Below are 18281 nucleotides of genomic sequence, written 5' to 3' on the forward strand. Positions count from 1 at the left end.
CCTTGCGTCATCACGTGCGTCATTCCTGAACCGTGTCCGAGCGCGAGCTTCATGCCTCGGTGACGAACGGGAGTGGGCACATGCGGAGAAGCAGGGTGGGGTTGTCGGGAGTCCAGCTGAGAGGGGCGTCGTGAGTGCCCGAGCCCTTCGTGCGCGGCCGATGCGCAGCGCCGTGTCGGTGGAGACGAAGCTGGAGGCGCTCGACTGGACCGGGCTCGGCGCGGAGCTGGATGCGCGCGGGTGCGCCACCCTGAGCGGCTTGCTCACGCCCGAGGAGTGCGGCGCCTTGTCGGCGCTCTATCCGGCGGATGCACCGTTTCGCAGTCGGGTCGTCATGGCTCGCCATGGCTTCGGGCGAGGGGAGTACAAGTACTTCGCCTATCCGCTCCCTGAGCTCGTGGCTCGACTGCGGACCTCGCTCTATCCCGGGCTCGCGTCCATCGCGAATCGGTGGAACGAGGCGCTGCGCATCGACGCGCGATACCCCGAGACCCACGCCGCTTATCTCCAGCGGTGTCACGCGGCGGAGCAACTCCGGCCGACGCCGCTGCTGCTCCAGTACGGAGAAGGGGACTACAACTGCCTGCACCAGGACCTCTACGGCGACGAGGTCTTCCCGCTCCAGGTGGCCATCCTCTTGTCCGAGCCGGGGCGCGACTTCGCTGGTGGCGAGCTGGTGCTCACAGAGCAGCGTCCCCGCATGCAGTCTCGCGTGGAGGTCGTGCCGCTGCGGCAGGGGGATGGCGTCATCTTCCCGGTCCACCATCGCCCCGTGCAGGGCACTCGCGGCGTCTACCGCGTCAACATGCGTCACGGTGTCAGCCGCATCCGCTCCGGTCACCGGCACACGGTGGGCATCATCTTCCACGACGCGCGCTGACGCGGGGACAGGTCGCCTCCTCGTCGCGCCTGGTGTCGGCCGTATCCGCTCAGGGCGCTGCGCGATGGGGTTCGGCAGCCCAAGATGCTTGCTGCTGCGAAGAGAGCCTCTCTTCGCGCTGCCGGCAGGGCGTGCGCATGAAGGGCCTCGGGACAGGCCGTGTCTCGTGCCGGTTCCTTGCTGCGGTGTGTCCTGGGAAACCTGCACGGAGGGCGGGCTCGCGCGGCTATCCTGGCGCCCAGGCAGGTGGGCGCGCGATGGACGACTTTCAGGCGATTCTCGACGAGGTGATGACGGCCGTCCTGCCGGTGGTGGGGCAGGGCCGTGTGGCCAACTACATCCCCGCGCTGGCCGCAGTGGACCCGTCGCGGTTCGGCATGGCGCTGGCCACGCTCGATGGTCAGGTCTTCGGCGTGGGCGATTGGCGCACGCCCTTCTCGGTGCAGAGCATCTCGAAGGTCTTCGCGTTGGCGCTGACGCTCGCGAGAGACGGGGACGCGCTGTGGCGCAGGGTGGGGAAGGAGCCCTCGGGCAATCCGTTCAACTCCCTGGTTCAGCTCGAGTACGAGCAGGGAGTGCCCCGCAATCCGTTCATCAACGCGGGCGCCCTGGTCGTTACGGACCGGCTGCTCAGTCTCACCGGGGACTCACGCGGTCTGCTGCGGGAGTTCCTGCGCGAGGAGAGCGGAAATGCCTCGGTGGACTTCGACCCGGTCGTCGCCGCGTCCGAGGCCGAGCATGGCCATCGCAACTCCGCGCTGGCGCACTTCATGGCGAGCTACGGGAACATCGAGAACCCGGTGCCCCGAGTGCTCGAGCACTACTTCTGGCAGTGCTCGTTGCGGATGAGCTGCGCGGACCTGGCGCGTGCTTGTGGATTCCTGGCGCGGCATGGGCAGGGCGCCTCGGGGAGGCGGCTGCTCACGCGCAGTCAGGCCAAGCAGGTCAACGCGGTGATGCTCACCTGCGGCACCTACGACGCCGCGGGCGAGTTCGCCTATCGCGTGGGTCTGCCGTGCAAGAGTGGTGTCGGTGGCGGCATCATCGCCGTCATCCCGAATCGCTGTGGGTTGTGTGTGTGGAGCCCCGGGCTGGATGCCCACGGGAACTCGGTCGCGGGCGTGGAAGCCCTGGATCGATTCACGACGCTCACGGGCCTCTCGGTGTTCTGACGTCGCCGCGTGGATGAAGGCGAACCGGTCCTCGCGAAGTTACGCTTCCGCCGAGGACCGGCTCCCACCGCCCATCCTTCACGCCCGAGCCGTCTCACCTTGTTGAAGCGGTCTCCCGCCTCGCTCGCTGCGACACGCCCATCCAACCCGCCGCCCGTACCGCCCCGAACTACCCCGTACCGCGTGCTGCTCGTGCTGCGTGCTGCCCCGTCCGACCCGCCGCCCGTACTGCCCCGTCCGACCCGCCGCCCGTACTGCCCTGTCCTGCGTACTGCCCCGTCCGACCCGCCACCCGTGCTGCCCCGTGCTGCCCGTCCTGCGTACTGCCCCGTCCGACCCGCCGCCCGTACTGCCCCGTCCCGCGTGCTACCCCGTCCGACCCGCCGCCCTTACTGCCCCGTCCTGCGTACTGCCCCGTCCGACCCGCCGCCCTTACTGCCCCGTCCTGCGTACTGCCCCGTCCGACCCGCCGCCCGTACTGCCCCGTGCTGCCCGTCCTGCGTACTGCCCCGTCCGACCCGCCGCCCGTGCTGCCCCGTCCTGCGTGCTGCCCCGTCCTGCGAACTACCCCGACCAACCCGCCGCCCGTCCTGCCCCGTACCGCCCCGTCCTACGTGCTGCCCCGACCAACCCGCCGCCCGTCCTGCCCCGTACCGCCCCGTCCTGCGAACTGCCCCGACCAACCCGCCGCCCGTACTGCCCCGTACCGCCCCGTCCTGCGTGCTGCCCCGACCAACCCGCCACCCGTGCTGCCCCGTACCGCCCCGTCCTGCGTACCGCCCCGACCAACCCGCCGCCCGTGCTGCCCCGCCCGACCCGCCCACCGCTGCGTCATCTTCGCTGCGTGCTCTACCCCATAGCAGGGCGCGTGCCGTCCGAATGACCTCCACTGATCCAAGTTTTTCCAAGCACTTGCACCGCACCCCCAGCAAGTGAGTCACGCGGTCCAGTAAGAAGTCCGGTGCCGTCCTTCCGGAATACCGAAAGCGCGTCACCGCGTTGACCCTGAATGCCCATCAAGACCCGTCGCTGGTGTGTCCCTGGCGAGCCCGATGACGGCTGGAGAGTCCTCATCTGCCGCTACAGGCCCCGCGGCCTCCCCAAGGCCAAGGAGACCTGGGACGAGTGGCGCCGCGAGCTCGCCCCCAGCCCCGACCTCTTCGACGCCTTCTATGGAAAGGGCCAGACGCCCATCACCCTGGACGCCTATCGCGCCCGCTATCTCGAAGAGATGCAGTCCCAGCGTGGAATCATCACGTCACTGGCCCGGCGCGTGGACGCGGGCGAAACCGTGACGCTCCTCTGCTCCAAGGACTGCATCCTGGAGCCGGTGTGTCACCGCACCATTCTCGCCGAGCTCATCCAGTCCGCCCGAGGCACCTGAACCCTCACCTCCCCGGACACGACTCCGCCGGCGCGGTGAAGGAGCCTGGTCGCTCCCTCACCGGCCGGCGGGCCCGTACCGCCAACCTTCAGGGCGCGTGGGCCGGCGCCGGCAGCTCGTCCTCCGACGCGTCACGCCGGGACGTCTCGCCGCGCACCTTCTGCATCAGCACGTAGAGGCCCGGGATGAAGATGAGGTTCACGATGGTGGACACCAGCATGCCGCCGAACACCGCGGTGCCCAGCGAGTTGCGCGCCGCCGCGCCCGCGCCCTGCGCCAGCATCAGCGGCACCACGCCCAGCAAGAACGCAATCGACGTCATCAGGATGGGACGCAGCCGCACCTCGGCGGCCTCGACCACCGCGTCCAGCGCGCTCTTGCCCTGCTCGCGCAGCTGCTCGGCGAACTCCACGATGAGAATCGCGTTCTTGCTGGCCAGGCCCACCAGCATCACCAGACCCACCTGACAGAACACGTCGTTGGCGTAGCCCCGGAGCAGCTGCAACGCGACCGCGCCCATGATGGCCAGCGGCACCGACAGGATGATGACGAACGGCAGGCTGAAGCTCTCGTACTGCGCCGCCAGCACCAGGAACACGAACAGGATGCCCAGGCCGAAGATGATGAGCGTCTGCCCGCCGCTCTCCTTCTGCTCCAGGCTGATGCCCGTCCACTCCGCCGCCATGCCCTGCGGCAGGTTCTGCGCCGCCAGCGCCTCCATCGCCTCGATGGCCTGACCGGAGGACACCCCCGGCGCGGGCTGGCCGTTGATCTCCGCCGAGCGGAACAGGTTGTAGTGCCGGATGACCTGCGCGGACACCGTGGGCGTCACCTTCACCAGTGACTCGAGCGGAATCATGTCCCCGCTGTCGCTGCGCACGTAGAACGCGCCGATGTCCTGCGGGCTGTCGCGGAACTGCTGCTCGGCCTGCGTGTACACGCGGTAGGTGCGGTTGGCGTAGTTGAAGTCGTTGACGTACTGGCTGCCCATGTAGACCTGCATCGTCCCGAAGATCTGCTCGATGGGCACCCCGAGCGCCTTGGCCTTCTGCCGGTCCACGTCCACGTCCAACAGCGGCGTGTTCGCGTTGAACGCGGTGAACACGCCGCGAAGCTGTCCGCCCTCGTTGCCCTTGTTCACCAGGTCGTCCGTGGCCGAGGCCAGCTCGTCCAGCGTGCGCGAGCCCGCCACGTCCTCCACGATGAACTGGAAGCCGCCCACGCTGCCCACGCCGCGAATCGCCGGCGGCTGGAAGGGCAGCACGCGCGCCCCGCCGATGCGGCTCAACGGGCCGCGCAGCCGCTCCACCAGCGCCGCCACGGTGCTGTCCTTGCCGGGGCGCTCCTCCCAGGGCTTCAAGCTGCTGAAGACAGTCGCCATGTTGGCGCCGGAGCCCTGCATGGAGAAGCCGCCGATGGCGAACATCGCGCGCACCTCAGGCTGCGCCTTGAGGATCTCCTCCACCTGCACCAGCACCTTCTCCGTCTGCGCCAGCGACATGCCCTCCGGCCCCTGCACGGAGATGATGACGTAGCCCTGGTCCTCGTCCGGGATGAAGCCCGTGGGCGCCACCTTGAACAGCACCACCGTGGCGCCGATGCAGGCGAGGAACGCCAGGAGCACCAGCACCGGGTGGCGGAGCATGGCGCGCAGGCCCCGGCCGTACGTCGCCTTCGTCGCGTCCAGCACCTTGTCCACCCAGCGGAAGAACACCCACTTCTCACCATGGTGGTGCTTGAGCATGCGCGCGCTCAGGGCGGGCGTCAGCGTCAGCGCGCAGAAGGTGGACAGCGCCACCGACGCGGCGATGGTCAGCGCGAACTGGCGGTAGATGGCGCCCGTGGTGCCCGGGAAGAGCGCCACCGGCACGAACACCGCCACCAGCACCACCGAGATGGCGATGACGGCGCCGGACACCTCCTTCATGCCCTCGCGCGCCGCCTGTCGGGGTGACAACCCCCGCTCGGCCATCAGTCGCTCGATGTTCTCGATGACGACGATGGCGTCGTCGACGACGAGGCCCGTGGCCAGCGTGAGGCCGAACAGGGTGAGCGTGTTGATGGAGAAGCCCAACAGCTGCACGAAGGCGAACGTGCCCACCAGCGAGACGGGCAGGGTGAAGGCGGTGATGAGCACGCTTCGCCACCCGTGCAGGAACAGGAAGATGACGAGGATGACCAGGATGATGGCTTCCACCAGCGTCTGGAGCACCTCGTGGATGGAGGCGCGCACCGCCAGCGTGGTGTCCGTGCCCGTCAGGTACTCCATGCCCGGGGGGAACTGCTCGGACAGCCGGTCCAGCTCCCGGTACACGCCGTCGCGCACGTCCAGCGCGTTGGCGGTGGGGAGCTGGAAGATGCCCATGCCCACGCCCACGCGGCCGTTGAAGCGCAGGATGGTGCCGTAGTTCTCCGCGCCCAGCTCCACCCGGCCCACGTCCTTCACGCGCACCGCCTTGCCGCTCGGGTCGCGCATCAGGACGATTTCACCGAACTCCGCCGGCTCCACCAGCCGGCCGCGCGCGCGCACCGCAATCTGGTACGGCTGCTCCTCGGTGGAGGGCGGCTGGCCCACCTGGCCCGCAGCCACCTGGAGGTTCTGCTCTTGAAGCGCGCGCGTCACGTCCATGGGCGTGAGCTTGCGGCGGGCGAGCTCGGTGGGGTCCAGCCACACGCGCATGGAGAACTTGCGCTCGCCGAAGATGCGCACGTCGCCCACGCCGCGCACGCGCTTGATGGCGTCCTTGAGGTTCACATCCGCGTAGTTGGAGAGGAACTGCGCGTCGTAGCGGTTGTCCGGGCTGGACAGGGCCACCGTCATCAGCATCTGGCTGGAGGCCTTGTTGACCACGATGCCCGTCTGGTTCACCTGAGAGGGCAGGCGCGAGGCGGCGCGGCTGACGCGGTTCTGCACGTCGACGGCGGCGACCTCGATGTCGCGCGTGGGCTCGAAGGTGACGGTGATTTGACTGGTGCCGTCGTTGCCGCTGGTGGAGGTGATGTAGCGCATGCCCTCCACGCCATTGAGCTCCTGCTCGATGGGGATGGTGACGGCGCTCTCCACCACCTCGGCGCTGGCGCCCACGTACGTGGACGTCACCGTCACCTGCGGTGGTGCCAGGTCCGGGTACTGGGAGATGGGCAGGGTGGGGATGGCAATCAAGCCCACCAGCGTCAGCAGGATGGAGCAGACGATGGCGAAGACGGGTCTGCGGATGAAGAAGTCGACGAACACGGCGTTCAAGCCCTCGAAATCATGGTGGGGGCCGGGCCTCGCGGCGTGCCGTCCGAGGCCCGGTCCATCCAGCGCTTCAGCGGCTGCCCGCCGTCGCCGCGCCCGCGCCCGTGCTCGGGGCGCTGTCCGCGGACTTCACCTTCACTGCCATCCCGTCACGCAGGGCCTGCAGCGAGGACACCGCCACGCGGTCCCCCTGCTTCAGCCCGTTCTCGATGACGTAGGCCATCTCACCCAGCGCGCCCAACGTAATCGGGCGGCGCTCCACCACCGTCTTGCCGTCCTTCTCCTGCACCACCATGGCGAAGGGCTGGCCGCTCAGGCGCACCACCGCGAGCGCGGGAATCTGCAGCGCGTCCCGCTTCGCGTAGACGATGCGCGAGCGCACCAGCTCGCTGGGGCGCAGCCCCACCGTGTTCTGGAACGCGGCCTTCACCTCCACCAGCTGCGTGCGCGGGTCCGCCTGCGGCGCGACGAAGAACAGGGGGCTGGTGAGCAGCACCTTGCCCTGCGCGTCCAGGACCTCCAGCTGCGTGTCCGGCTTGAGCGCGCGCGCCCGCTCCGAAGGCAGCGACACGCTGACCTCCAGCACGTCCGCCTGGGCGATGGTCGTCAGGGGCGTGGTGGCGCCCACGAAGTCACCCAGGCGCACCAGCACGTCGCCCACCGTGCCCGCGAAGGGCGCGCGCACGGCGTGGAACTGCAGCTGCACCTGGCGCTGCGCCACCTGCGCGGCCGCCGAGCGCGCCGCGGCCTCCGAGGCCTCCAATTGCGCGCGGCCCTGCTCCAGCTCCTGCGCGCTGGCGAGGCCCTCCTTGTAGAGCGCCTCCGTGCGCGCGAAGGTGCGCCTGGCCAGCTCGCGGTTGATGTTCGCGGAGCTCTGCTGCGCCTGCGCGCTGTCGAGCGCGGCCGTCTCCGTGCGCGAGTCGACCTCCAGGAGCGTCGCTCCCGCCTCCACCTTCTGGCCGGGCTTCACGTGGATGCGGCGCACGTAGCCGGCCACCTGGGGCAGCACGGTGATGTTCTGCCGCGACAGCAGCGAGCCCAGGTACTCACCCGTGTCCCGCACCTCGCTGGGCGACAAGGTCAGCACCTGCACCTCGCGGGGCGGAGGCGCGGCGGGCGCCGCGGCCTTGCCCGAGCACCCCGCCGCCATCAACAGGGCCGTGCTCCACACCGTCATCTTCAGCGCCATCAGGGGGCGCACCCGTCTCACCAGTCGCACCGGGCCTCCGTCAAGAATGCGTCCAGGCGCGCCTGGACCGCCTCGAATTCACGCAGCGCCAGGGCCAGCTCCGCCTGGCGCAGGGCCGCGCCGCTCTGCACCAGCTCCAGGCTGCTGCCGCGGCCCACTTCAAAGGAACGTCGCGTCAGCCGGTCCGTGCGGTCCGCCAGCTCGCGCGCCTCGCTCGCCGTCTTCACCAGCGCGTCCGCCACCTCGACGCTGCGCCGGGCCTGCGCCACCTCGACGGACACGTCGCGGCGGTTGCCCTCCAGCGTCTCGGCCGCCTGGCGCTCGATGCCCGTGCGCTCGCGCACCAGGCCCCCGCGCAGGCCACCCTCCCAGAGGGGCACGGCGATGACGGCGGAGATGGTCCACGTGGAGAAGCGGCCGAAGCCCGGGTCCGTCGTCACGCCGTTCAGGTTGGAGGCCAGGCCCAGCGTGGGCAGGTAGCCCGCGGACGCCTGACGCCGGCTGTCGCGCGCGGAGTCCACCTGCGCCTTCGCGGCGACCAGGTCCGGACGGGACTCCAAGTCCTGGAGCGGCGTGCACGCCTGGCGCGCCTCCTCCATCAGCCCGTTGAGGTTGAAGGAGGGGTCCACGCCCACCGCGTGGCCGAAGCCCAGCGCGATGCCGAGCGCCTCGCGCGCCCGCCGCAGCTGCTCGTCACCGGCCACGAGCGACCCGCGCGCCAGCGCCACGTCCTGGTTCACCCGCACCACGTCCAGCTGGTTGCTCGCGCCCAGGTCGAACGAGCGCGTCGTCAGCGCGGCGCGCTCCAGCGCCTGGAGCAGGCCCACGCGGTTGAGCTCCGCGGCGCGCTCGGCGGCCACGGTGGCCACCAGCGTGCGCGCGAGGCCCAGCGTGAGGCGACGCCGGGTGTCCTGGAGGCTCGCCACCGCGCCCCGCTCGGCCGCGGACGCGGCGGAGAGGTTGCGCCACGCGCCCACGTCCACCAGCGACTGTGTCAGCGAGGCCGTCAGCGTGCCCAGGATGGGCGCGGTGGGCGTGCGGCCGTCGAGCGCCGGGGAGGGGAAGACACCCACGGCGGTGTCCGGGTTGAGCAGGTCGTGGGCCGCCGTCGCCCGGGCGTTCGCGTTGGGCAGGAGCGACGCCAGGGCCTGACGCCAGCGGCCCTCGGCGCGCTGCACGCCCGCCTCGGCGGAGCGCAGGTTGGTGGAGCGCTCCCGGACGAGCGTCAGGGCCTCAGCCCAGGTGCGCACCTGCTGCTGGGCGGGCGGGACGGGGGCCAGCATCGGGTCCTCCACCTTCGTCTGGAAGGGCTGGGGCGGAGGGACGGAAGGGCTCGACTCGGGCGGCGTCGAGGTCGCGACGAGCGCCAGGAGGATGACGGTGGGGGCGGACATACCAAGGGGGTAGGCAAGGGTGACGACAGGTGCGACTGGACTCCCCCCGTGCGGCCAGATGCGCCGAGCCGATGTAATTGACAACCGTTGTAGGTGACAACTATTTCGGAAGTCAGATGACTTTCGCGGAGCAACTCGCTTCCTTGCGTCGTGCCATCCGCCGCCACCTCACCGAGAAGCTGGGTGCGCGGACGAACCGGCCGTTCAATCAACTGTTGGCGTTGAAGGGCATTTCCGAGGGCGCGCGGCGACAGGCGGCGCTGGCGGAGCGGCTGCTGGTGGACGCGCCCGCCGCGAGCCGGCTGGTGGACCGGTTGGAGGAGGACGGGTTGGTGCTGCGGCGCGCGGGAGAGGACCGGCGCTGCGTGCGGCTGGAGTTGACGGCCGCGGGTGAGCGCGAGCTGTCCTTCCTGGTGGACGCGCTGCGGGAGCTGGATGGAGAGCTGGGGGAATACCTGCCCGCCTCGGAGGTGACGGAGCTGCAGCGGCTGATGGGCAAGCTCCAGGAGGGGCTGGTGACGCGGCAGTCCGGCGACGGCGCGCCCCCGACGGACGGGTGCGAGTGACGCCTCGGCGCGCGCGGGGGCCGTGAACGACGAAGGGCCCGGCCCACCGGAACGGATGTCCCGGAAGGCCGAGCCCCTCGGGCTCGACAGGCGCGGCGTGGGGCTCAGGCCTGCTGCGCGGACTTGGCCTCGCCGTCGGCGGCGTGCGAGTCGGTGGCGGCGGGGGCCTCGGTGGCCTGCTGCTGGGCGGCGGCCTGGGCCTCGGACTCGGCGCGCACGCGCGAGGTCTCCTCGGTGCGCTGGTCGCTGGCGGCCATCTCCTCGGGGGTGAGCTCGGTGCGCTCGGCGAGGATGCCCGTCTTCTTCTCCAGGTCCTTGATGGCGCGGCGCATGAGGTCGCGCTCGAGCAGCGTCCGGTTCAGGCGCTTCTCCAGGGCCTTGTACTTGTCCTTCATCAGGTCCAGGTCGTGCTTCGTCACGGTGTAGACGCGCTGCTGCGTCTCCGCGCGGCCCTTGACCCGGCGCACTTCCTTCTCCAGCTCCACGGCGCGCAGGCGGTCCTTGTTGGCCGCCTGCTCCAGCCGGTCCATCTTCTCCTTGTCCGCCTCGCTCAGCTCGCGGATGACGCGGCGGGGCGTGCGGTCCTCGCGCGCGGCCTCGGCGGCGGGCACCACCGGCACGGCGGCGGCGACGACGGACTCACCCTCCTTGGCGGGGGCGGAAATCTGCGGCGCGGGGGCGGCGACGGGCGCGGGAGCCTGGGGCTCACGGCGGCGGCCCTTGCCCTCGGACTCGGCCTTCAGGCGCTGGTTCTCGGTGAGCACCTGCGCCAGCTCCAGGCGGGTCTGCTCCAGCTGGATGGAGGCGTTGCGCTCCACCTCGGCGCGGGCCTTGGCCAGGTCATTGGAACCCTTGTCGGACTCCTTCTGCTCGAAGACCTTGCGCTTGGTCTGCTTGAGCTGCTCCTTCACCTCCTGCAGCTGGACCCGCTGTTCGTCGAGCTCCTTCTGCTTGCGCTGCAGCTCCGCCTCGGCGCGAGCGCGCGCGGCCTTGTGGTCGGCCTCCAGCTCCACGCGGGGCGCGTTGGTGGAGGCGGAGGAGGACGACGGGAGCGCGGCCTGCTTCGCGCCGCCGAAGAGGTTGAAATACAGCGAGATGGCGAGCCCGACTGCCAGGGCGATGACCAGGAACGACACGGGACGACCTCCACGGGAGGGATCTGCAAAAAGCGGGGCAGCCTACCGTCCAGCACAGGCGCGTCAAGGGTGCGCTGGGGGCGTGCGCGGGGTTCACCGCCTCCCTGCCTCGTCCGTGCGCGGGGGGACTGCTGGAAATCTCCACGAAGCCGGGCGTCCGGCTGGTCGGGGTCTTCCCCGCCCCGTCGTGAGCCGCGATGCTGCACCGCCGTCGATCTCCCCGTCGAGGACCCGCCTGACATGGCGCACCTGGAGCTGAGACCCAAGCCGCGCATCTCCAGCTTCCGCAAGCTGGCCCTCGGTAGTTGGGCGGCGCCGTATGACCCCACGGTCTACGGCTCGCTCACGGTCCGGATGGACCGGGCGCTGGCCTACATGGACGCCTTCCAGCGGGGCACGGGGACGCGGCTGACGGTGACGCACCTGGTGCTCAAGGCCCTGGCGGTGGCGCTGCGCCGCTGTCCCGACGCGAACGCGGTGCTGCGCTTCCACCGGCTCTACCTGCGCGAGCGCGCCACGGTGGCCGCGCTGCTGGGGGACACCTCGGGTGGGGAGGCGCGGTGGAGTGCGGTGCGGGTGGCGGACGCGGACCTCAAGGGCCTGCGGGACATCGTCGCGGAGCTGGAGGCGGGGCCGCGCGACGTGGAGGCGACTTCGCGGGGTTGGCGGTGGGTGGAGCGGATGCCTGGGCCGCTGATGCGGGGCTTCACCCGGTGGGTGTCGTTCCTGGCGGTGACGCTCAACGTGGACTTGAGCCGCTTCGGGCTGCCCCGGGACGCGTTCGGCGCGGCCATCGTCACGGACGTGGGGGCGCTGGGGCTGGACGCGGCCTATCTACCGCTGGTGCCCTTCACCCGGGCGGCGGTGTTCCTGGCGCCCGGCGCGGTGCGCGAGGTGGCGGTGGTGGAGCAGGGGCGGGTGGTGGTGGGGAAGGTGATGAGCCTCAACGCGTCCATCGACCACCGCTTCATCGACGGCTTCCACGCGGGCGTGCTGGCGAACACGTTGAAGGTGCTGCTGGAGGACCCGGAGGCGGCGTTCGGTCCTCCGGGGTGAAGCGCGGCGGGAGCCCGGTGTCCTGGGCTCCCGCGCTCGGCGGTTCCGTCAGTACGCGTACTCCCAGCCGCCGCGGCCTCGGGCGCGCGAGCCGCCCGCTCGGGCGCTCATGGCGCGCAGCCGGCGCACCCGCTCGGGGATGGGCGGGTGGGTGGAGAACAGCGCCATGACGCCGCCCCTGTGCAGCGGGTTGACGATGAACAGGTGCGACGTCGCCGGCGCCCGGTCATACGGCATCATCTCCGCGCCGCGCTCCATCTTGAGCAGGGCGTCCGCGAGGGCATCGGGGTCCCCGCTCAGCTCGGCGCCGGTGGCGTCCGCGCCGTACTCGCGCGAGCGGCTGACGGCGAGCTGCAGCAGCGTGGCGGCGATGGGCGCCACCAGCAGCAGGCCCAGGTTGGCGAAGGCGCCGGCGATACCGCCGCCCTCCTCGTCATCGCTCCGGCCGAGCATGGAGCCGCCGAACCAGAAGAGCATCTGCGCCGCGTAGCTGATGATACCGGCGAGCGTGGCCGCCACCGTGCCGATGAGCGTGTCGCGGTTTCTCACGTGACCGATTTCATGGGCGAGCACGCCCTCCAGCTCGCGCTGGTCGAGGATCTCCATGATGCCGGCCGTCACCGCGACGGCGGCATGCTTGGGGCTGCGGCCGGTGGCGAACGCGTTGGGCGCGCGCGTGGGCAGGATGTAGACCTTCGGCTTGGGCATGCCCGCGCGGGCGGACAGCCGCTCCACCATCTGATGGAGCCAGGGGGCCTGCTCGTAGGGCAGCGGCTGGGCGCCATGGATGGCCAGGGCGATCTTGTCGCTGAACCAGTACGAGCCGAAGTTCATCACCACGGCGAAGAATCCGGCGAACATGAGGCCCTGCGCGCCGCCCAGCCGCTGGCCGATGACGAGCACCAGCGCGGTGAGGCCCGCGAGCAGCACCGTCGTCTTGAGCGCGTTGCCCAGGCGGTGCCACCCACCGCCGCCGTGCAGCGCCGGACGTCCGCCGCCGTTCCGGGAAGTTTCGTGGGTGTCGGTGAAAGCCATGTCGTCTCGTTCCTTTCCCCCGCTCAGGGGCTTCAGAAACGTAAACAGGGGCGCTGGCTCGTCAATGAAAGCCCGTGGAGAGGCCCGTGAATCCAGGGGCTTGCGGCCGCTCCGCGTCGACGGTCGGACTGTCCGTTGGCGGGCTGGCGGGCAGGCGCCTGTATGCATGTATCGGCACCGTGAGCGCGATGCGCGACAGGCGCCGACGTTTCACTCGGGTGTCTGTTTGAAAGACGGGAGGGTGACCGCTGCGCGGCTTCGCTCGCTCCAGGACGCGAGAGCGGGACTCCCGTGTAGGGTCGGAGGCCGAACAACAACATTCGGACGTTCACGCATGTCTCGAACATGCACGACGAGTCGGCGCATCGCGCGGGCGCAGCGCGTGAGCATGCATCCTGTGCCGATGATCCGCCGTGCAGGTGTCACGCGCCTGCGTATCGCTCAATCACGCGCCATTTGCTGACGCAGTGTCGGAGCACAATGTGCAGCCGCATCGCTCGCGCACGTGCCGATGCTCGGTCCAAGCACGTACCCCTCGCCGACGCGCAACTTGCGCACGCACGACATGATGCGGGGGCCGGCAGACATGTGCTGCCGCATCGCTCGCGCACGTGCCGATGCTCAGTCCAAGCACGTCCCCCTCGCCCACGCGCAACCAGCGCACGCACGACCTGATGCAGAGGCCGACTGACCCGCGGCACGCGAGAGACGTGTCCCGCGGTGCCGCGGCCATCGTCGCGTGTGACTCAATGCACCTGCGCGCGCCACGTTGGGCGCAGCTTCACGGGAGGCGTCTCGGGCGCCGGGAGGATCCACGGCTTCGCGGCGAGTCCATCCTCCACGCGCGCCAGGTCCACGTCCGGGTCCACGAGCAGCTGCGCCGCGCGCCCGTTCAACGACACGCGCACGTCGGCGCGCACCTCGACGGGCCCCAACCCCCTCGCCTCGAAGTCGCGAGCGATGTGCCGCGCGAGCTGGAGGATGAGGTCCGGCTGCACGGACATCTCGCGCTCCTGCAGCCGCGTGAGGTAGTCGCTGGGCGGCACGTGCCACTCACGCCCCGTGGAGGGCGAGGTCACCACGAACGTCGCGCTGCCGTTCTTCTCCCGCGCCATCACCCGCCAGGAGAAGCGCATGCCCTGCTCGTGCCACAGCACGTTGCCGCCATACAGGTGCGTGCGCAGCGGCATCGCGACCTGGAGCACGCCGTACACCACGGCCACCGCGAGCCCCGCCCACGCGAGCCGCGTCACGGGCTGAACAGGGACGGGAAGGGCAGGCACGGACACTGGAGCCACCGTCCCTCGCCGCCACGCGCGCACCCGCGCCGCGATGCGACGAGGCCACGACGCGTCGAAGAAGACGAGCGCCGCCGTCACCATGATGAAGGGGAACATCCCGATGGGGAACAGCACCGACGTCGCCGCGTGGAAGCCCACCACCACCACGTACGCGAAGGGCCGCAGCCTGCGCGACAGAAGGAAGGCGACGATGGTCGTGTCGAACAGGAAGCCGGCCCACGCCGCCGTGTACGCCACCCAACGCTCATCCAGGAACGGCCCCACGAGCGGGAGGCTCGTTCGCGCGGACAGCCAGATGTTGAGCGGCTGCGCGTGCACGAGCCAGTCGGACGTGAGCTTCGCCAGCCCCGCGAACACGTAGACGACGGTGACCTGGAAGCGCAGCAGGTACGTGCACCACGCCGGCAGCGTGTCGCTCCTCAGCACGGGCCTGCGCCACGCATCGAGCGAGAAGGCGCGGTGCGCGGGCACGAAGACGAGCAGCCCCAGCAACAGGCTCACCAGGTAGTAGTGGTTGAGGTAGTTGCTGACGTCGACGAACTGCACGTACGAGAACGCGACGAACAACAGCACCGTCGTGGCCCGGTAGAACAGCCCCGCCGACAGCAGCACCCCGAGCACCGCCAGCCCCGCGAACAGCGCCTGCATCCACGGCGCGGGCAACGCCCGCACCCAGCCGAAGCCCCAATAGGTGAAGTGGTAGCGCGGCCCCGTGAAGAGCACGTCCACCCAGCCGTAGGCCAGGAAGCGCACCGACGAGACGGTGATGAGCGCGCCAAGCGCCACGCGGAACGCCACCAGCGCCGCGATGTCCCGCGGCGCCAACAGCCAGCTCCAGAGCCGCGCGGCCCCCCGAGCCTGCTCAGTCATTGTCCCCTTCGACGGACTGCGGCAGCTCCAGGTCCAGCACCGTGACGAGCTCCGTCTTCAGCACGTCCGTGACGCCCTTGAAGGCGTCATGCAGCGCGCGCACCGACGCCTTGTCCTGCGCCAGGGCCTGGTGCAGGTCGTCCTCCTCGATGGCGGAGAGCGCGGCCTCCGCGGCCACCACGCGCTCGACCAGCTTCTGCGCCAGCGCCTCCGCGCCCGCGGCCTTCAGCACGTCGTCGAAGCCCGTGCCCTGGTAGCCCTCCTCGCAGCCCTCCGCGAGAAGCCGGAAGCCCTTCACGTTGGCGCGCAGGTTCGCCTTCGAGCGGTGCGCGAACTGGGACTCGAGGTGCTCCGGGCACGTGTCCGTGGAGCACTCGCGCATGCCCAAGGGCCGTGCCAGCTTCAGGTCCTTGCCCTCGCGCTCGAAGTAGAACATCGCGTCGCTGATGGAGTTGAGCGCCGCCTGGCTCGTGGGGAACACCGCGTTGCCGGAGCCCGCCGACGCCAGCGTGTTGGCGAAGTTGTCCTGGTCCGCCGCCCACGCCTTCACCAACTGCGCGGCCTTCACGTCCACCTCGCGCGCCACCACGGCGGCGTACGCGCGCTTGCGCGAGGCCCGCTCCTCCGTGGACAGCGCCGCCCACGTCCCCTGCGCGACGATGGGCGAGGTGCCCTGGCACACGGTGTCCTCGCCCGCGTAGAACATCAGATACTCCAGCGCGTACAGCCCGCGCCGGCTCACCAGCGACGTCGGGAAGCCCGGGGCCTCATAGCCCTTGGAGACGAGCTGCTCCTCGATGGCGCACCGGCTCACCAGCGGCCACGAGTAGATGTTGTCGCGAAGCTCCGCCCCACCCGCCGCGCTGCGAGGCGCCGCCGGGCCCACCTGCATCACCTCCGCCACTTGCCACGCATCCATGGCCGCGTGGTACGCCGCCTTCGCCTGCGCCAGGCTCGCCGCGTCCGGCTGGGCCGCCCACGCGGACACCGCCTGCGACAGCGCGGTGCTCGTCGTGTGGAACTCGCGCGCCGTGCGCTCCACGCACACGCCCGTGGCCTTCAGGAGCGCCCCCCGAGACGTGTCCGGACCACCCGGACCGCCGGGCCCCGCGTCGTCCTTGCCGCGCTCGGACTCCTTGCAGCCCCCGAGCGTCGCCAGGGCGGTGATGAGAAGCAGCGCGCGAGTGCTCCGCGCGCGAGGGGAGGAAACGGAGGGGAAAGACATGGATTCTCGCTTGTCTCGGTCGGGTTCGCGGCTCTTGCCTTGACACCCAGTGAAGCCCTGGGCTAGGAGCCGCATCCGATTTTGAGAACGATTATCGTTAGCAGGTTACTGCTTATTACCATCACCCGGGAGCGGGGCCACCATGAAGCGAAGCAGTGAGCAGCGAAAGTTCGTCGGCGTAGCATTCCTCACGGCGGCGTTGGCCGTTTTCAGCAGCGCGTGCGGTGATGACGACGAGAAGCAGCCCCAGCAGCAGACCCCGGATTCCGGCACGCCCGACGCTGGCACGCCTGACTCCGGCACGCCCGACGCGGGCCCGGGCACGGCGCTGCTCGACAGCGACATCGGCCTGATGCGCTTCAACGCGGACGGCACGGTGGACACGACGTTCGGCGCGGGTGGCACGACGCGGCTGGACCTGACCACGGTGGTGCCGGGCGGCGCCCGCGACTCCGTGTGGGGCGTGGCGGCGGATGCCACGGACCGGCTGGTGGTCTTCGGTGCTCGCCGCGGTGACGGTGACCGCGTGGACGCGGACCGCGTGGTGGTGCGCTTCACGGCCAACGGCGCGCGCGACACCACGTTCGCGACCGAGGGCGTGCACACGCTGAACATCTCCAACCTGAGCGACGGCGCGCGCAACGGCATCGTGCAGGCGGACGGGAAGATCCTCGCCTCGGGCTACACCAGCCAGCCGACGGGCGCGGGCACCCAGGCGGCCAACCGCATCGTCCTGCTGCGTCTGGATGACGCGGGCAAGCCGGACAACAGCTTCGGCTGGAAGGGCGTGGTCAACGACGCGCCGTTCGGTCGGGTGAGTGACGTGAACCCCGAGTGGGGCATGGCCGAGGCGTACACGGCGGGCCAGCTGTCCGACGGCAGCTACGTCACCACGGGCTACGGCCGCAGCGCGTCCACCGGCACGGTGGACATGGTGAACTTCAAGTACAAGCCGAATGGCGAGCGCGACCTGACGTTCGGCACCGGCGGCGTCGTGCTGCTGGACCTGGTGGGCGACAACGACCGCGGCCGCAACCTGGTGGTCCTCAACGACGACCGCGTGGTGACGGTGGGCAGCGCGACGCCGGCGGCGCAGAAGATCCAGGGCCTCATCCACATCACCGACAAGAACGGCGTGCCCACCACGCAGCTCGGCACGGACGGCTACAAGCTGTACGACTTCGAGCGCCCGGAGCAGGCGTTCTTCGGCGTGGCGAAGTCGCAGGACGGCAACTGGGTGGCCGCGGCGGGCTACCGCGCGGGCGGCGACAACGATGACGACGCGGTGCTCGTCATCCTCCCGGTGGGCGCGAATCCGGGCGCGGACATCGCGATCGCCGCGCCCATCTCCGAGACGGAGAACGACCGGTTCTGGTCGGTGGCCTTCGACTCGACCAACCGCATCTACGCGGCGGGCTTCGTCACCGAGGGCGGCGACAACCGCCTGGCGGTGGCGCGCTACACGACGGCCGGCGTGCTGGACACGTCGTTCGGCACGGGCGGCGTCGTGAAGCACAACTTCTCCGTCGGCAAGACGGAGGAGGCGGTGCGCGGCATCGTGGTCCAGTCCGACGGCAAGATCGTCGTGGCGGCCACGGTCGAGAAGTAGTCACGTAGGAGTGGTCAGTGCCGGAGCCGGGGAGGTGGGTCCATGTCCGGACCCGCTCGCCCCGGCTCCTGGCGTCTGACACAGTGCCACCGCAGCACCGGGATAGAGGCGTACTTCGCAGATGGCATGGCTCAAGGACAGGTTGAGGCGGGCACGAGGCTGGGCGGCCCCGGTGCTCCTGGTGGGAATCGTCGCGGCCCCCGCGGCCGGGCACGCGCAACAG

Annotated in this window: 13 protein-coding genes; 6 read left to right on the plus strand and 7 right to left on the minus strand. The window is 70.5% G+C overall.

Translation table 11 applies throughout. The annotated features are described in order from the left end of the window. Positions 1-160: 160 nt before the first annotated feature. The 3 genes from K8625_RS24205 (at position 161) to K8625_RS24215 (ending at position 3436) form a co-directional block, all read left to right on the plus strand. Complete coding sequence (locus K8625_RS24205; protein ID WP_223745862.1) at positions 161-880, plus strand: 2OG-Fe(II) oxygenase; 720 nt, start codon at positions 161-163, stop codon at positions 878-880. Between the two features lie 257 nt (positions 881-1137). Then, positions 1138-2052, plus strand: a complete 915-nt coding sequence (locus tag K8625_RS24210) for a glutaminase (RefSeq protein WP_223745598.1) — start codon at positions 1138-1140, stop codon at positions 2050-2052. 1009 nt (positions 2053-3061) lie between these two features. After that, positions 3062-3436 (plus strand): DUF488 domain-containing protein, encoded by a 375-nt coding sequence (locus K8625_RS24215; RefSeq protein ID WP_223784041.1) that lies wholly within the window; start codon positions 3062-3064, stop codon positions 3434-3436. A gap of 88 nt (positions 3437-3524) precedes the next feature. Here the strand turns inward: K8625_RS24215 and K8625_RS24220 are convergent, their stop codons facing one another. The 3 genes from K8625_RS24220 to K8625_RS24230 all read right to left on the minus strand — a co-directional run bounded on the left by K8625_RS24220 (position 3525) and on the right by K8625_RS24230 (position 9260). Next, positions 3525-6671 (minus strand): multidrug efflux RND transporter permease subunit, encoded by a 3147-nt coding sequence (locus K8625_RS24220; RefSeq protein ID WP_223784133.1) that lies wholly within the window; start codon positions 6669-6671, stop codon positions 3525-3527. 76 nt (positions 6672-6747) lie between these two features. Continuing rightward, complete coding sequence (locus K8625_RS24225; protein WP_370641975.1) at positions 6748-7887, minus strand: efflux RND transporter periplasmic adaptor subunit; 1140 nt, start codon at positions 7885-7887, stop codon at positions 6748-6750. Continuing rightward, positions 7884-9260: a TolC family protein gene (locus K8625_RS24230; protein WP_223784042.1), complete on the minus strand. Its 1377-nt coding sequence runs from the start codon at positions 9258-9260 to the stop codon at positions 7884-7886. The genes K8625_RS24225 and K8625_RS24230 overlap by 4 nt, the downstream gene beginning before the upstream one ends. A gap of 143 nt (positions 9261-9403) precedes the next feature. Between K8625_RS24230 and K8625_RS24235 the strand changes: the two genes are divergently transcribed. Beyond that, positions 9404-9826, plus strand: coding sequence for a MarR family winged helix-turn-helix transcriptional regulator (locus K8625_RS24235; RefSeq protein WP_267700192.1), 423 nt, complete (start codon positions 9404-9406; stop codon positions 9824-9826). Between the two features lie 104 nt (positions 9827-9930). Here the strand turns inward: K8625_RS24235 and K8625_RS24240 are convergent, their stop codons facing one another. Then, positions 9931-10962 (minus strand): cell envelope biogenesis protein TolA, encoded by a 1032-nt coding sequence (locus K8625_RS24240; protein WP_223745600.1) that lies wholly within the window; start codon positions 10960-10962, stop codon positions 9931-9933. Positions 10963-11202: 240 nt separating this feature from the next. Here K8625_RS24240 and K8625_RS24245 point away from each other — a divergent pair, with 240 nt between their 5' ends. Further along, on the plus strand, positions 11203-12018 hold the full coding sequence (locus tag K8625_RS24245) for a 2-oxo acid dehydrogenase subunit E2 (RefSeq protein ID WP_223784043.1): 816 nt from the start codon (positions 11203-11205) through the stop codon (positions 12016-12018). A gap of 48 nt (positions 12019-12066) precedes the next feature. On the opposite strand, the gene K8625_RS24250 is transcribed toward K8625_RS24245, so the two are convergent. The 3 genes from K8625_RS24250 to K8625_RS24260 all read right to left on the minus strand — a co-directional run bounded on the left by K8625_RS24250 (position 12067) and on the right by K8625_RS24260 (position 16449). Beyond that, a complete protein-coding gene (locus K8625_RS24250; protein ID WP_223745602.1) occupies positions 12067-13053 on the minus strand; it encodes a zinc metalloprotease HtpX in 987 nt (328 codons plus the stop codon). 746 nt (positions 13054-13799) lie between these two features. After that, positions 13800-15224: an HTTM domain-containing protein gene (locus tag K8625_RS24255; RefSeq protein WP_223784044.1), complete on the minus strand. Its 1425-nt coding sequence runs from the start codon at positions 15222-15224 to the stop codon at positions 13800-13802. Continuing rightward, positions 15217-16449 (minus strand): imelysin family protein, encoded by a 1233-nt coding sequence (locus K8625_RS24260; protein ID WP_223784045.1) that lies wholly within the window; start codon positions 16447-16449, stop codon positions 15217-15219. Before K8625_RS24260 ends, K8625_RS24255 begins: the two co-directional genes overlap by 8 nt. 142 nt (positions 16450-16591) lie before the next feature. Between K8625_RS24260 and K8625_RS24265 the strand changes: the two genes are divergently transcribed. Next, a complete protein-coding gene (locus tag K8625_RS24265; protein WP_223784046.1) occupies positions 16592-18058 on the plus strand; it encodes a hypothetical protein in 1467 nt (488 codons plus the stop codon). The last annotated feature ends 223 nt before the right edge of the window (positions 18059-18281 follow it).

The sequence above is a fragment of the Myxococcus sp. AS-1-15 genome (assembly GCF_020037055.1).
In the GTDB taxonomy this organism is placed as follows: Bacteria; Myxococcota; Myxococcia; order Myxococcales; family Myxococcaceae; genus Myxococcus; species Myxococcus fulvus.